At 73.3% G+C, this 14,601-nt stretch carries 13 protein-coding genes; 3 read left to right on the top strand and 10 right to left on the bottom strand.

Going from position 1 to position 14,601, the window contains the following annotated elements; genetic code table 11:
* Window positions 1–5: 5 nt before the first annotated feature.
* Complete coding sequence (locus BS75_RS14740; RefSeq protein WP_034088550.1) at window positions 6–1,352, bottom strand: UDP-glucose dehydrogenase family protein; 1,347 nt, start codon at window positions 1,350–1,352, stop codon at window positions 6–8.
* Window positions 1,353–1,536: 184 nt separating this feature from the next.
* Between BS75_RS14740 and BS75_RS14735 the strand changes: the two genes are divergently transcribed.
* On the top strand, window positions 1,537–2,700 hold the full coding sequence (locus BS75_RS14735; protein WP_034088549.1) for an acyl-CoA dehydrogenase family protein: 1,164 nt from the start codon (window positions 1,537–1,539) through the stop codon (window positions 2,698–2,700).
* A gap of 99 nt (window positions 2,701–2,799) precedes the next feature.
* Here the strand turns inward: BS75_RS14735 and BS75_RS14730 are convergent, their stop codons facing one another.
* The 7 genes from BS75_RS14730 to BS75_RS14700 all read right to left on the bottom strand — a co-directional run bounded on the left by BS75_RS14730 (window position 2,800) and on the right by BS75_RS14700 (window position 9,802).
* Window positions 2,800–4,386: an aromatic amino acid ammonia-lyase gene (locus BS75_RS14730; protein WP_231607776.1), complete on the bottom strand. Its 1,587-nt coding sequence runs from the start codon at window positions 4,384–4,386 to the stop codon at window positions 2,800–2,802.
* Window positions 4,387–4,487: 101 nt separating this feature from the next.
* The gene (locus BS75_RS14725) at window positions 4,488–4,811 is read right to left on the bottom strand and encodes a DMT family transporter (RefSeq protein ID WP_034088548.1); all 324 of its coding nucleotides are present in this window, start codon (window positions 4,809–4,811) and stop codon (window positions 4,488–4,490) included.
* A gap of 11 nt (window positions 4,812–4,822) precedes the next feature.
* Window positions 4,823–5,503 (bottom strand): HAD family hydrolase, encoded by a 681-nt coding sequence (locus BS75_RS14720; protein ID WP_231607775.1) that lies wholly within the window; start codon window positions 5,501–5,503, stop codon window positions 4,823–4,825.
* 233 nt (window positions 5,504–5,736) lie between these two features.
* The gene (locus BS75_RS14715) at window positions 5,737–6,837 is read right to left on the bottom strand and encodes an ABC transporter ATP-binding protein (RefSeq protein WP_034088547.1); all 1,101 of its coding nucleotides are present in this window, start codon (window positions 6,835–6,837) and stop codon (window positions 5,737–5,739) included.
* 12 nt (window positions 6,838–6,849) lie between these two features.
* Window positions 6,850–7,737, bottom strand: coding sequence for an ABC transporter permease (locus BS75_RS14710; protein ID WP_081982325.1), 888 nt, complete (start codon window positions 7,735–7,737; stop codon window positions 6,850–6,852).
* A complete protein-coding gene (locus tag BS75_RS14705; RefSeq protein WP_034093064.1) occupies window positions 7,725–8,633 on the bottom strand; it encodes an ABC transporter permease in 909 nt (302 codons plus the stop codon). The genes BS75_RS14710 and BS75_RS14705 overlap by 13 nt, the downstream gene beginning before the upstream one ends.
* Before the next feature lie 5 nt (window positions 8,634–8,638).
* Window positions 8,639–9,802 carry an ABC transporter substrate-binding protein gene (locus BS75_RS14700; RefSeq protein WP_034088546.1) on the bottom strand — a complete coding sequence of 388 codons (1,164 nt, stop codon included), beginning with the start codon at window positions 9,800–9,802 and terminating at the stop codon, window positions 8,639–8,641.
* A gap of 333 nt (window positions 9,803–10,135) precedes the next feature.
* Between BS75_RS14700 and BS75_RS14695 the strand changes: the two genes are divergently transcribed.
* Together BS75_RS14695 and BS75_RS14690 are read left to right on the top strand one after the other, a co-directional pair.
* Complete coding sequence (locus BS75_RS14695; protein ID WP_034088545.1) at window positions 10,136–10,873, top strand: GntR family transcriptional regulator; 738 nt, start codon at window positions 10,136–10,138, stop codon at window positions 10,871–10,873.
* Window positions 10,874–10,968: 95 nt separating this feature from the next.
* A complete protein-coding gene (locus BS75_RS14690; protein WP_042439052.1) occupies window positions 10,969–12,078 on the top strand; it encodes a glycosyltransferase family 2 protein in 1,110 nt (369 codons plus the stop codon).
* A gap of 32 nt (window positions 12,079–12,110) precedes the next feature.
* Here BS75_RS14690 and BS75_RS14685 read toward each other — a convergent pair whose 3' ends face one another.
* Window positions 12,111–13,751, bottom strand: coding sequence for an LCP family protein (locus BS75_RS14685; RefSeq protein ID WP_152646032.1), 1,641 nt, complete (start codon window positions 13,749–13,751; stop codon window positions 12,111–12,113).
* A gap of 48 nt (window positions 13,752–13,799) precedes the next feature.
* Window positions 13,800–14,600 (bottom strand): LytR C-terminal domain-containing protein, encoded by an 801-nt coding sequence (locus BS75_RS43350; RefSeq protein WP_052069419.1) that lies wholly within the window; start codon window positions 14,598–14,600, stop codon window positions 13,800–13,802.
* Between the last annotated feature and the right edge of the window lies 1 nt (window position 14,601).

The following is a 14,601-nucleotide window of genomic DNA, read 5'->3' as shown; positions in this document are numbered from 1 at the left end:
CCCGTTCAGCTGGGGCGGCCCAGGGCGCGGTAGGTCCAGCCGGCCGCGCGCCAGCGCTGCGGGTCGAGCACATTGCGGCCGTCCAGGATCCGGCGCTCGGAGACGACCTCGGCCAGGGCGTGCGGGTCCATCTCCCGGAACTCCTGCCACTCCGTCAGATGCAGCACCACATGGGCGCCCTCGGCGGCCTCCAGGACGGAGTCGGCGTAGCCGAGCGAGGGGAACAGCTTGCGGGCGTTGTCCACGGCCTTGGGGTCGAAGACGGTGACCTGGCCGCCCTGGAGCTGGATCTGCCCGGCGACGTTGAGCGCCGGGGAGTCCCGGACATCGTCCGAGTCCGGCTTGAAGGCCGCGCCGAGGACCGCGATCCGGCGGCCGAGGAAGCCGCCGCCGCACTGCTCGCGGGCCAGTTCCACCATCCGCGAGCGGCGGCGCATGTTGATCGAGTCGACCTCGCGGAGGAAGGTCAGCGCCTGGTCGGCGCCCAGCTCCCCGGCGCGGGCCATGAACGCCCGGATGTCCTTGGGCAGGCAGCCGCCGCCGAAGCCGAGCCCGGCATTGAGGAACTTGCCGCCGATCCGGGCGTCGTAGGCGAGCGCGCCGGAGAGCTGGACCACGTCCGCGCCGGAGGCCTCGCAGACCTCGGCCATGGCGTTGATGAAGGAGATCTTGGTGGCCAGGAACGAGTTCGCCGCCGTCTTCACCAGCTCGGCGGTCGGGAAGTCGGTCACCACCATCGGTGTCCCGCGTTCCAGCAGCCCGGCGTAGACCTCGCGCAGCACCGCCTCGGCCTGCTCGCTCCGGACGCCGACGACCAGCCGGTCGGGGTTCAGGGTGTCGTTGACGGCGAAGCCCTCGCGGAGGAACTCCGGGTTCCAGGCCACCTCCACCCGCGCCCCGGCGGGGACGCGCTCGGCCAGCCGCTCGGCCAGCCGCTCCGCGCTGCCGACCGGGACCGTCGACTTGCCGACCACCAGCGCCGGCGGCTGCTCCGCCGACCGCTGCAGATGCGGGGCGAGCAGGTCGAAGGCGCTCTCCACGTAGGACATGTCGCAGGCGAACTCGCCGCGCCGCTGCGGGGTGTTGACGCAGACGAAGTGGACGTCGCCGAAGGCGCCGACCTCGGCCCAGGAGCTGGTGAACCGCAGCCGTCCGGTGGAGCCCGGCTGTCCCACCAGGTGCTTGCGCAGCAGCGCCTCCAGGCCCGGCTCGTACATCGGCACCCGGCCGGCGGACAGGGCCTCGACCCGCTCGGGCAGGATGTCGAGGCCCAGCACCTCGAAGCCGAGCTCGGCCATGCAGGCGGCGTGGGTGGTCCCGAGGTAGCCGGTACCGATGACGGTGATCTTCACGGCGTCGCATCCTTGGGTCTGGGCCGCTCGGGTGCGAGCGGCTCGGGCGGGCCCTGTGATCGTACGCTCGCGCGGGCCGGACCTGTTGCGCACGTCACGCAGGTGCCGACCGCCCGGAAGCCCTAGAATTCAGTGGTATCAGAAAAGTTACTTAACGGTAGTTAATCAGTATGGGGTGAGCCACGTGGCGTCCAGCGGTTCCGCAGACTTCGACCTTTTCCGGATCTCCGAGGAGCACGAGATGCTCCGCGACGCGGTCCGCTCGCTCGCCGAGGCGAAGATCGCCCCGTTCGCGGCCGAGGTGGACGAGCAGGCCAGGTTCCCGCAGGAGGCCCTCGACGCGCTGCTGGCCAACGACCTGCACGCGGTCCATGTGGCCGAGCAGTACGGCGGCGCGGGCGCCGACGCGCTGGCGACCGTGATCGTCATCGAGGAGGTCGCCCGGGTCTGCGCCTCCTCCTCGCTGATCCCCGCCGTCAACAAGCTCGGCTCGCTGCCGGTCGCGCTCTCGGGCTCCGAGGAGCTCAAGCAGAAGTACCTGGGCGCGCTGGCGCGCGGCGAGGGCATGTTCTCCTACTGCCTGTCCGAGCCCGACGCCGGCTCCGACGCCGCCGGGATGAAGACCCGCGCGGTGCGCGACGGCGACTTCTGGGTGCTCAACGGCGTCAAGCGGTGGATCACCAACGCCGGTGTCAGCGAGTTCTACACGGTGATGGCGGTCACCGACCCGGAGAAGCGCAGCAAGGGGATCTCGGCCTTCGTGGTCGAGAAGGGCGACGAGGGCGTCTCCTTCGGAGCGCCCGAGAAGAAGCTCGGGATCAAGGGCTCGCCGACCCGCGAGGTCTACTTCGACAATGTCCGGATCCCGGCCGACCGGATGATCGGCGCCGAGGGCACCGGCTTCTCCACCGCGATGAAGACCCTCGACCACACCCGGATCACCATCGCCGCGCAGGCGCTCGGCATCGCCCAGGGCGCGCTCGACTACGCCTCCGGCTACGTCAAGGAGCGCAAGCAGTTCGGCAAGGCCATCGCCGAGTTCCAGGGCGTCCAGTTCATGCTCGCCGACATGGCGATGAAGCTGGAGGCGGCCCGCCAGCTCACCTACGCGGCGGCGGCCCGCTCCGAGCGCGGCGACAGCGACCTGACCTTCTTCGGTGCGGCGGCCAAGTGCTTCGCCTCCGACGCCGCCATGGAGATCACCACCGACGCGGTCCAGCTGCTGGGCGGCTACGGCTACACCCGCGACTACCCGGTGGAGCGGATGATGCGCGACGCCAAGATCACCCAGATCTACGAGGGCACCAACCAGGTCCAGCGGATCGTCATGGCCCGCAACCTGCCGTAGTTCCGGCCCGGCACCGGCCGGGCCCGAGGGGCGCCCCCTTCCAGGGGCGCCCCTCGGCTTGCCGGGCCACCGACGCGACCGGTCGTCGCTCGGTCCCGCTCAGCGCCGCCCGGCCGCCCAGCGGTCTAGCAGCGCCGTCGCCGCCTCGACGTCGGCGGTGAGCTTCCGGTCGGCGGTGCCCGGGTCCAGGACCCGCTCGGCGGCCCGCTGGAAGCGTCCGAGCTCGGACGGCCGGTCGGCGGGCGCGCGGCGCTGCATCCGCAGGGCGCGGACGGCGGCCAGCAGTTCGCAGGCCAGGACCAGCCGGAGGTGGCCCACGGACTCGGTCAGCCGCCGGGCCCCGGTGGCCGCGAAGCTGGCGTGCTCCTCCACGCCGCGCGAGAGCACCGCATGGCCCAGCGTCACCGGCTGCGCCGCGCCCCGGAGTTCGGCCAGGGCGGAGGCCGCCGCATATTCGACGATCATGATGCCGCTGCTGCCCTCGGCGTCCTCGGCGAGGAACGCGGGCAGACCGGTGAAGGACGGCGCCGCCAGCACGCCGAGCCGGGCGGTGGACAGCTGGGCGGTGCCCAGCACGGCCAGTCGCGCCTGGTCCAGCGCCAGCGCCAGCGAGGCCTGGTGGAAGCCGCCGTGGTGGTGGTAGTCGGCCGGGTCCAGTGAGAGCAGCGGGTTCTCCGCCGCCGCGTTCAGCTCCACGTCCAGCACGCCGCCCAGGGCGTCCAGCGCGTCCAGGGCCGCGCCGTGGACCTGGGGCAGGCAGCGGAAGCCGAAGGGGTCCTGGACCAGGGCGGGCGTCCAGCCGACGGGTTCGAGCAGGGAGCGCATCCGGCCGGCGGTGCGGACCGCGCCCCGGTGCGGGCGGCGGCTGTGGACCACCGCCGCATACGGCTCGGTCGAGCCCCGCACCGCCGTCAGCGACAGCGCCGCGATCATCGGGACGAGGTCCAGCAGGGCGGCCGTGTCGGTGTGGGCGAGCGCGGTCTGACCTATGGTCAGCGCGCTGCTCGACATCAGCGGCAGGGCGTCCCAGGTGTCCAGGGCGATGGCCGCCGGGGCCGGGCCCTCGCCCTCGCCCTGGCGCCAGGGCAGTTCGCCAGCCAGGGTCAGCCCCAGCTCGGCGAGGGCGGAGAGGTCGGCGGTGCCGACCGAGCCCAGTGCGTGGACCAGTGGCACATGGCCGGAGCCGAGGGCCTCGGCCAGCCGGTCGGCCACGGCGGCCGAGACCGCCGAGCCCGCGCCGAGGATCTGGTTCAGCCGGACCGCCAGCATCGCCCGGGTCTGCTCGGCCGGGACCGGGGCGCCGACGCCGCCGCTGTGGCTGCGCAGCAGCCGCATCCCGTGGCCGTCGGCGTCCGGCCCGGCGAGGTCGGTGGTGCGGTTGGCGCCGACGCCGGTGGTGTGCCCGTAGACCCGGCGTCCGGCCACGACCTGCTCGGCGACCGCGCGGGCCCGCAGCATCCGGGCCCGGGCGGCCGGGTCGACCTCGGCCCGGACGGAGCGGCGGGCCAGGGCGGCGGCGCCGGCGGCGGTCAGCGCGCTGCCGTCGAGGGTGGTCGGGGTCGCCGACCGGTTGTTCCCCGACGGGCCGTCAGGGTCCCCGGTGGACCGGGCCTCCGGTACGGCGTGGGCGTTGGGTCCGGCCGCGGCGACGCCGGCCAGGGTGTCGTGGGATCCGTGCAGGGTCACGGGACAGCAGTATGGCCAGCGGACAGGTGTGCATGGAAGGGGCCACTGGGGCGAGGCCGACGCGGCGCCCGTCCGGCGCCCGGCGCTGCCCGCCCCGGCGCTCAGTGCGAGGCGCCGCCCAGGTTGAGCGCCACCACGCCGGCGATGATCAGCACGATGCCGCCCACCTTCAGCAGGTTCACGTCCTCGCCGAGGAAGCTGAAGCCGATCGCGGCCACCACGGCGGTGCCCGCGCCGGACCAGATCGCGTAGGCCGTGCTCACCGACATGTGCTTCAGCGCCTGGCTGAACAGGGCGAAGGAGACGAGGTAGCCGAGCACCACGACGATGCTCGGCAGCAGCCGGGTGAAGCCCTCGCAGAACTTCATCGAGATGGTCGCGCATATCTCGCTGGCGATGGCGAGGGTCAGGAACACGTAGGGCATGGGAGCCGACGCTACCGGTTCGCGACCAGGGCGTGGAGCAGCGGAAGGTCCACGTCGAGCAGGCTGCCGACCACGGCCCGGGCGGGCGCGGGGGTGATCGTCACGGCGGAGGGGACGGCCACCACGGCGCAGCCCGCGGCCTCGGCCGAGGCGATGCCGACGGGGGTGTCCTCGACCGCGACACAGGAGTCCGCGCTCAGCCCCAGCGCCGCGACGGCGGCCAGGTAGGGGTCGGGCGCGGGCTTGGTCGCCGGGGTCTCCCCGGCGGCGAAGGAGACGCTGAAGCGGCGGCGTCCGAGCGCCTCCAGCACGATGTCGACGACGTTCCGGGGCGAGGCCGACACCAGTGCGGTGCGGATCCCGGCGGCCTGGACGGCGTCCAGCAGTTCCAGCGCGCCGGGCAGCGGGACGACCTGGTCCTCGACCAGCGCGGCGAAACGCCGGTCCAGCGCGGTGACCAGGGAGGCCAGGCTGCGGGCGGTGCCGCTGCGGCGGTGCAGGTGGGCGGCGGTGTGCTCGACCGGACGGCCGAGGATGTCCGACTGGTCCTCGGGGCCGAGCATCAGGCCCAGGAGGTCGGCCTCGCGTTCCACCGCGTGCCGCCACAGGTCCTCCGTATCCACGAGGGTGCCGTCCATGTCGAAGAGGACGGCCTGCAGGGTACGGGGTGTGGCGGCGGTGCGGGTGGGCACGGGGCGCTGCTCTCTGTCGGGGCGCGGTCCCGGCGGCTGCCGGGGTCGCGCTGGTGGTGGGGCCGTGGTTCGCGGCCCCGGGGTCGAGCCCCGGGTTTCGGTGCCGGGCTCGATGACGGTTGTTCGGTTGTCGTCCGCCGAGCTGTCGTCCGCCGAGCTTTCGTCCACGGGGCTGCCGCCCGCGTGGGTGACGGCCGGTCAGGCTCGATGTCCGCCGAACGGGTGACGGTCGCTCAGGCCACAGTACGGGCGTCGACCAGCACCGGGCGCTCGGGCAGCCGAACCGTGACGCTGCTGCCGGCCGGGAGCGCGGCGGCCTCGTGGGTGGAGAGGTCGGCCTTGAGCACGGAGCCGTCGTCCAGCCGGACGGTGAGCCGGGTGACCGCGCCGAGGAAGGTGGTACCGGTGACCACGGCTCCGCCGTCGCCGGCTTCGAGCAGCAGGTTCTCCGGGCGCACCAGGACGTCGACGTCGGTGTTGAGCGCGACCGGGTGGCCGTCCACCGGGAGTCGCTGGCCGAGCACCTCGACCTGGTCCGGCTCGGCGCCGATCCGGCCGGGGATGCGGTTCATGGTGCCGACGAACTCGGCCACGAACGCGGTGGCGGGACGGGCGTAGAGCTCGGCGGGGGTGGCGATCTGCTCCAGCCGGCCACCGCGCATGACCGCGACCCGGTCGGCCATCGACAGGGCCTCCTCCTGGTCGTGGGTGACGAACAGGGTGGTGATCCCCAGCTCCTGCTGGAGCCGGCGGATCTCCTCGCGGAGGTTCAGCCGGACCTTGGCGTCCAGCGCCGAGAGCGGCTCGTCCAGCAGCAGCACCCGGGGGCGCAGCGCGAGGGCGCGGGCCAGCGCGATCCGCTGCTGCTGGCCGCCGGAGAGCTGGTGGGTGTAGCGGTCGCCGTGCTCGGGCAGACCGACCAGCTCCAGCATCTCGTCGGCCTGCTTGCGGCGCTCGGCGGTGGCTACGCCGCGCATCCGCATCCCGAAGGCCACGTTGTCGCGGGCGTTGAGGTGCGGGAAGAGGCTGTAGGACTGGAACACCATGCCGGCGTCGCGCCGGTGCGCCGGCACGCCCAGGATGGACTCGCCGTCCAGCAGCACCTCGCCGGAGTCGGGGGTCTCGAAGCCGGCGAGCATCCGCAGCGCGGTGGTCTTGCCGCAGCCCGAGGGGCCGAGCAGGGCGAGCAGCTCGCCCGGCTGGACGGTGAGGTCCAGGCCGTCCAGCGCGGTGGTCGCGCCGAAGCTGCGGCGCAGCTGCCGGAACTCGACGGTGGCGCTGGTCCCGGTGACGGGTGCGGTGGCGGTGGCGACGGTGGGGGCCGCGTTCGACATGGGGGTGGCTCCCTAGGCGGTGGGGGCGGAGGCGGCCTTGCGGCGGCCGGTGGCGGACAGGGCGAGCAGCACGACCCAGGTCAGGACCAGGCTGGTGATGGAGACGGCGGTGGTGACCGGGCCGTCGCCGGCCGAGTTGCCGTTGACGATCCAGACCGAGAAGGGCTCGTAGCCGAGGATCGAGGAGACGGTGAACTCGCCGAGGACCAGGGCCAGGGTGAGCATCCCGGCGTTGACCATCGCGCCGCGCAGGTTGGGCAGCACGACGGTGAAGATGGCCCGGGTGCGGCTGGCGCCGTTGTTCTGCGCGGCCTCCAGCAGGGTGCGGACGTCCAGCGCGCGCATCCCGGCGTCCAGGGTGCGGAAGGCCAGCGGCAGCGCCATCACCACGTAGGCCAGCACCAGGATGATCGGGAAGCTGGCGTTCTGGATGAAGACCAGGGTGTCCCAGAAGGGCGTGGTCTGCAGGTTGTCGCTGCCCCAGCGGAGCAGGATGTTGATGCCCGAGGTCAGTGCGATGGAGGGCACCACCAGCGGCAGCATGCAGACGAACTCGACCACCGAGCGCAGCCGGGGGCTGCCGAGCCGGATCGCGATCACGGTCGGGATCAGCAGCAGGAAGACCACCACGATGGTGGCGAGCGCCAGCAGCAGCGAGAGCTGCAGCGCCGGCCAGAGGCCGCTGACGCTGAAGATCTGGCTGTAGGCGCTGAGGGTGAAGCCCTTCACCGGGTCGTCCACCGTGAAGATGAACGAGCACAGGATCGGGCCGATGAAGTAGACCGCGGCGATCAGCATCACCGCGCCGCGTCCGAGGCGCGGCCGGCCCTCGCGCTTGCGGGCGGGGGCCTTCGCGCGGGACAGGCCCGCGGTCGGGTCGAGGGTGCTCACACCAGCCATCGGGCACTCCGGCGTTGCAGGGGTATGTACAGGGCCATGACCAGCACCGAGATGACGACCATGTCCAGGCTCATCGCCAGGGCGACGTTGCTGGCACTGGCGGAGACGTTGCCGTTGAGCGCGTCGGCGATCTGCAGCGTGATCAGCGGCACCGAGGCGCCGACCATCGCGGCGGCGGTGGCGTAGGCGGCGAAGGCCGAGCCGAAGAGCAGCACGAAGCCGCCGAGCAGCGAGGGCGTCAGCACCGGCAGGGCCACGTAGCGCCAGTACTGCCAGACCCCGGCGCCGTTGTTCTGCGCGGCCTCGCGCCACTGGCGGCGCAGGCCGTCCAGTGAGGGGATGACCGTCAGCACCATCAGCGGGATCAGGAAGTACAGGTAGACCAGGGTCAGGCCCCAGAAGCTGTAGAGGCTCCAGCCCGCCTGGGCCAGGTGCAGCCGGGTGGTCAGCACGCCGGCGTTGCCGAGGGTGGCGACGAAGGCGAAGGCCAGCGGGACGCCGCCGAAGTTGGCGAGCACCCCGGAGGCGCTGAGCACGACGTGGCGCAGCATCTCGAACCGGGAGGTGACGATCGCCTGGGCGAGCAGCAGCCCGAAGACGGTCGCGACCAGCGCGGCGGTCGCGGACAGCTTGACGCTGCCGAGGAGCGCGGTCAGGTAGCCGCCCTCCAGCGAGGCGCTCACATTGCCCATGGTGTAGCTGCTGGGCTGGCCGGGTGCGTAGCTGGTGAACGCACCGTAGGCCATGGCGACGGCGGGGAGGCCGAAAGCCACGGCGACGAAGATGATCAGGGGCAGGACGGCGGCCCGCCCCGCCGCCGCCTTGCGCAGCGAGCTGCGCAGGCGGCGGCGGGAGGGGACGGCCCCGGCTACCCCGGTGGGGGTGGTGGGGTCGATGGTGCTCACCCCGCGATGGCCGCGGCCCAGCCGGAGGCGACAGTCGCCTTGGCGGACGTGATCTGGGCCTGGGTCGGGAAGGTCGCCGTGCCACTCACCGTCGGCAGGAGCGCGGCGGCGGCCGAGTCCAGGGTGCCGGCGGACTGCATGGCGGCGAACTCGACCGGGCGGGCGAAGCCCTGGAGGAAGAGGTTCTGGCCCTGGGTGCTGTAGAGGAACTCCTCCCACAGGCGGGCAGCGGCCGGGTGCGGCGCCCACTTGTTGATGGCCTGGTTGTAGTACGAGGCGTAGACGCCGTCCGAGGGGACGCTGACCTGCCAGTTGATGCCCTTGGACTTGAACGCGGAGGCGTAGCCGGCGCTCAGGTAGTCCCAGTCGACGGTGATCGGGGTCTCGCCCGACTCGACGGTGGCCTGGGTCGCCTGGACCGGGTTGAAGTTGCCGGCCTTCTTCAGCTTGGTGAAGTAGGCGAGACCCGGGGTGATGTTGCTCAGCGAACCGCCGTTGGACAGCGCCGCGGCGAAGACGCCGGAGAAGGCCGCGTTGGCCTGCGTCGGGTCACCGTTCAGGGCCACCTCGCCCTTGTACTCGGGCTTGAGCAGGTCGGCGAAGGTCTTCGGGCAGACCGCGATCTTCGTGGCGTTGCAGCCGATGGAGATGTAGCCGCCGTAGTCGTTGGTCCAGAGCCCGTTCGGGTCGGCCTGGCCGGCCGGGATGTCGGAGAAGGTGGCGACCTTGTAGGGGGCGAACAGACCCTGGGCGGCACCGCTCAGGGCGAAGGCGCCACCGAGGTCGAGCACGTCGGGGGCGCGGTTCTGGCCCTTGCGGGTGGTGACCGCGTTGATCTCGTCCTGGCTGGAGCCCTCGGGGTTCTCGTCGCTGATCTTGATCCCGTACTTCTGGGTGAACGCGGCCATGATCGCGCCGTAGTTGGCCCAGTTGCTGGGGAGGGTGATCACGTTCAGCGTCCCCTCCTTCTTGGCCGCAGCCACCAGGGCGTCCATGCCGCCGAACTGGGCGGCGGAGGTGGCGGTGGCGGCGTTGGCGCTGCTGCCGCCGCCGGTGGAAGCAGTCTTGGACGAAGTCGCGGAGCCACAAGCGCTGAGGGTGAGCGCTGCGGCCACCAGGCAGCCGGTGAGGGCGGCGGCCCGGGTACGGGAGGAGGTCACGATGGCTCCTGATTAAAGGCGTCTGAAGGAGGGCCGGAAGGCTCGGGCCTTCGGGCTGCCTGTCCGGCGGTACTTGTTCGGACAAGTTGATGACAGTACGCACGAGCAGAGTGACGGGAGTGTGAACAGGGGCTGGACAACTGCGTGCCGTTACCTGACGGTATTCCGCTGCTTCGGACCGCATTTCCCGTCACCGGCGGATAACGGTACGATCACGCCGCTTCGCCCGTGCCGCCGGGCCGCAGTTGGGAGACGGAGGGGGACCCCGTCCGCATGCGACCTGTCTGTGCACAGCCAGCCCCGTACCACACGTCCGACAGGGAGGTCCGCGCCATGGCTGCACGCCACGAGGAGATCGCCGAGGAACTGCGTCAGGCCATCGACCGGGGGGAGTACCCGGTCGGAGGCACCCTCCCCACCGAGAGCGAACTGGCCTCCCGCTACGAGGTCTCGCGGGGCACGGTCCGTCAGGCCGTGGCCGCGCTCACCGCCGAGGGCCGGATCGGCTCCCGGCAGGGCGCCCGCCGGGTCGTCCTCGGCAACCGGCGCAGCCAGAGCTTCGCCGAGCTCCGCAGCTTCGCCCAGTGGGCCCGCGCCATGGGGCGCACCGCGACCGGCCTGGTGATCGAGCAGTCGCGCCGCCCGGCCACCCCGGAGGACGCCGAGCGGTTGCTGATCGACATCGGCGACCCGGTGCTCCAGGTACTCCGGATCCGGGGGCTGGACGGGGAGCCGGCCCTGGTCGAGCGCAATGTCTACCCGATGTGGATGGCCGAGGCGGTGGAGCGGATCCCGCCGGACTCGGAGTCGGTCGTCCAGGCCCTCTACGAGGACATCGGCATCATCTTCGCCTACGGCGAGCACATCATCGACGCGGTCGCGGCCGGCACCCAGGACGCCGAGCTGCTCGGCATCCGGCGCGGCGGGCCGCTGCTGCGGATCCGGCGCACCACCACCACCCACGCCGGACGGCCGATCGAATGGTCGGACGACCGCTACCGCTCCGGCACGGTCAGCTTCGCCATCGCCAACTCGATCGGCTCCAACCCGCTGGCTCGGCACGCCGGCTGAGCCGGGCCGGAGGGCGGGCCGGGGGCCGGGGGCGGGGGTGACGGAGCGCCGCCGGTTCGGCGCGGCACGGGTGGCGGCGGTACCGTTTCCTCCATATGAACGCCACCCCCGCCTCTCCGGAACCGGACGACCGGCCCGCGGACCGGGCTTCCGCCCCGGTCCCCGCCGTCTCGGTGATCATGCCCGTGCTCAACGAGTCCCGCTACCTGCGCGATTCCGTCGAGCGGATCCTCGCGCAGGAGTACCCAGGTGACGTCGAGGTGGTGATCGCGCTCGGTCCGTCCACCGACGACACCGACGCGATCGCCGCCGAGCTCGTGGCCGAGACCGCCGGCACCGCGCGCGAGGTGCGGACGGTGCGCAACCCGACCGGGCGGACCCCGGCCGGCCTCAACGCCGCGATCCGGGGCTCACGCCACCCGGTCGTGGTCCGGGTCGACGGGCACGGGCTGCTGACGCCCGGCTACATCGCCACCGCCGTCCGGCTGCTGGACGGGACCGGTGCGGTCAACGTCGGCGGGATCATGCACGCCGAGGGCGAGACCGAGTGGGAGAAGGCCGTCGCCGCCGCGATGACCTCCCGGATCGGGGTCGGCAACGCCGCCTTCCACACCGGCGGCGAGGCGGCCCCGGCCGACACCGTCTACCTCGGCGTGTTCCGGCGCGAGGTGCTGGAACGGCAGGGCGGCTACAACGAGGAGTTCCTCCGGGCCCAGGACTGGGAGCTGAACTACCGGATCCGCCAGGACGGCGGGCTGGTCTGGTTCACCCCGGACCTGCGGGTGACCTACCGCCCCCGGCCCAGCGTCCGGGCCCTGGCCCGGCAGTACCACGACTACGGCCGCTGGCGCCGGGTGGTCACCCGCTACCACCGGGGCTCGGTCAACCTCCGCTACCTGGCCCCGCCGGCCGCCGTGCTCGGCGTCGGGCTCGGCCTGGTCGGCGGCGCGGTGCTCAGCCCCTGGCTGCTGGTGCTGCCCGGCGGCTACGTGGCGGCGATCGCGGCCGGCTCGCTGCGCGAGGGCCGGGGCCTGTCGGTCGCGGCCCGGGCCCAACTGCCGGTCGCCCTGGCCACCATGCACATGTCCTGGGGCTGGGGCTTCCTGACCAGCCCCCGGTCCCTGGCCCGCCGGGTGATCGCCAGCACTGCCCCGGCCCCGGGCTCGGTCGGCGCCGGACCCGGCGCCGCCACCCGCCCGGCCTGAGCGATCGGAGCCGCCGGGGGCGCCGACTCCGGTCACCAGCTGTAGACCGGGTTCACCTTGGCGCACCTGGTCTGGTCGCCGCTCTGCAGCGGGGCGCTGGTCGGCACCGCACCCGCCGAGGGGGTGGAGACGGTCGGGAAGGCTTCGCCGTCGGGCCAGTCCGCACCGATCACCAGCGTCGGCCGGTCCAGCTCGGCGGCCTGTCGCAGGCTGCCCGGCGGCAGGTGCAGCGCGGCGGCCACGGCGGCCGCCGCGGCCGCGTCGGCCGGGGGATAGGCCAGCGAGGTGCTCAGCTGCCGCAGCGGGGCGTTGTGCCCGTTCCTGGCCTGGGCGAAGCCGGCCTCGCGCAGGGCGGCGGTGAGCGCGGTGGCGCGCCCCGGCACCCCGCTGCCGTTCTCGACCAGCAGCCGGACGGCGGACGGCCCCGGCGCGGCCCCACTCGGGGAGGCGTCGCCGCTCGCGGAGGCGTCCCCGCTCGCTGAGTCGTCCCCGCTCGCGGAGGCGGCCGGCCGGGCCGGCTGCGCGGCGGGCGACGGCGGCGGTGCGGCCGGGCCGCGGGCGTCCAGCGGGACGTCGCCGCGCACCATCGCGAACAGCCGCTGCGCGTCACCCGGCATCGGGATCACCCAGGCCCGGGGATTGCTCGGGTCGGCCGCGTAGGGCATGGTCGCCGTGGTCAGCCGCTCCGGCCTGAGGTCCCTCAACTGCGCCGCCAGGCCGACCAGTTTGCCGACGCTGTCCAGGCCGTCGTCCACGGTCAGCGCCCTGGTCGCGGCGTCGGCGAGGGAGAGCACCCGGCCCGGGTCGGTGAGCGTCCCGGCGGAGGTCAGCCGGCGCATCATCGAGGTCAGGTACATGTGCTGGACCTGGGTCCGGTAGAGGTCGCTGCCGTCGCCGAAGCCGTGCCGGGAGCGCAGCCACTCCAACGCCTGGACGCCCTGCACCACATGGTCGCCCTTGGTCAGCCGCAGGTGCGAGTACGGGTCGGCGACATTGTCGGTGGTGCACACCGGGACGCCGCCGATGGCGTCCGCCATGCTGACCACGCCGCCGAAGTCGACCATCATGTAGTGGTCGATGTGAATGCCCGTCAACTGGTGCCAGGTGTAGACGGTGCAGCCGGGGCCGCCGTGCGACAGGCTGTCGGTGATCTGCTCGTGCGGCGACTCCGGGTAGACCTTGCCGGTCGCCGGATCGGTGCAGGCGGGGATGTCCACCATGGTGTCGCGCGGAATGCTGATCAGCGAGGCGTTGCTGCGGTCCGCCGACACGTGCAGCAGCATCTCCACGTCCGCGTGCGCCGGTCCGCCGACGGAGTCGTGGGAGCCGCCGAGGGCCAGGTCGGCGGCGGTGTCCCGGGTGTCCGAGCCGATCAGCAGGATGTTCAGCGGGGTGCCGCCGCCGGCGTCCGGCTGGGCCACGCCCTGGTCGCCGAAGCTCAGCGCACCGTGCTTGATGTTGCCGTCCAGGTAGGAGACGTAGCCCCAGCCGCCGACGCAGCCCAGCACCACCAGCAGTCCGCAGCCCAGCGCCACCCGGCGGACCAGCGGCCCGCGTGGCAGCAGCCGCCGCCCCCGGGTGCCGCTGCTGCTCCGGCTGCTGCTCCGGCCACCGGCGCGCCGTCGTCCTGGCTGCTTTCGGTCACCGCGTGGTGAGGCGTTGTCGCTGGTCAACGGGGCTGCCTGCCTTCGTGCTCGGGCGTGGGCCCGGGACGCGCCGGGCTACGGGCTGCCGCATCCGTCCTTCCCCTGGCCGGCGGCGTTGGCCGGGGCCGGGGAGGACGGGGCGGCGGTGACGGGGGCCGCGAACGGCTTGCCTATGCCGTGGAAGTCCTGACCGAGCGTCAGCACCATTCGCCCGATGTCGCCGCTGGTGTTGCCGTCGCCGTGCAGCGCCGAGGCCGGCAGGCCCATCGCGGCGGCCAGCGCCCGCGCCTGGGAGACATGGTCGGGGGCGTAGACCAGGGTGGTCCTCGGGATGACCGCCGGGGCCGGTCCGCCGTTGCTGGACCGCAGGTAGTCCTTGTCGTTCTGCATCCACTCCAGGACCGCCTCGGCCTGGCCGAAGGTGCCGCTGCCGTCCATGACGGTGACCCGGATGCCGATGGGGTCGGACTTCGGCCCGTTCAGGAAGCTGCCGGAGACCGCTGGTTCGATGCTCGGGCTCGGCGTCGCGGCCGGAGCGGCGGCGGACGGACGACAGCTCGCCGCGGCGGTCCCGGCCGCCGCGGCGGTGCCGCTGCCACCGCCGCGCAGCAGCAGGTAGCCGCCGACGCCGCCGGTCAGCAGCAGGAAGCAGAGGGCGCCGCCGACCCAGGGCCCGGTGCGGGCCCCGCGCGGCGGCGGGCCGCCCGGCCGGGCCCGGCCGGGCCGTGGCCGGTCGGGCCGGTGACGGGGCCGCCGGGGGCTGCGGCGCGGGGCGGGGGCGCTCGCCGGGGCGGAGCATCCGGTACTCGCCGGTGGCCGGATCGAGGGTCCACAGGTCGGCCGGGTCGGGGTCCTCGCCCACCGGGCCCGCACCATC

The organism is Streptacidiphilus albus JL83 (genome assembly GCF_000744705.1).
GTDB lineage: Bacteria > Actinomycetota > Actinomycetes > Streptomycetales > Streptomycetaceae > Streptacidiphilus > Streptacidiphilus albus.
This window is presented reverse-complemented; position numbering and strand designations above follow the sequence as displayed.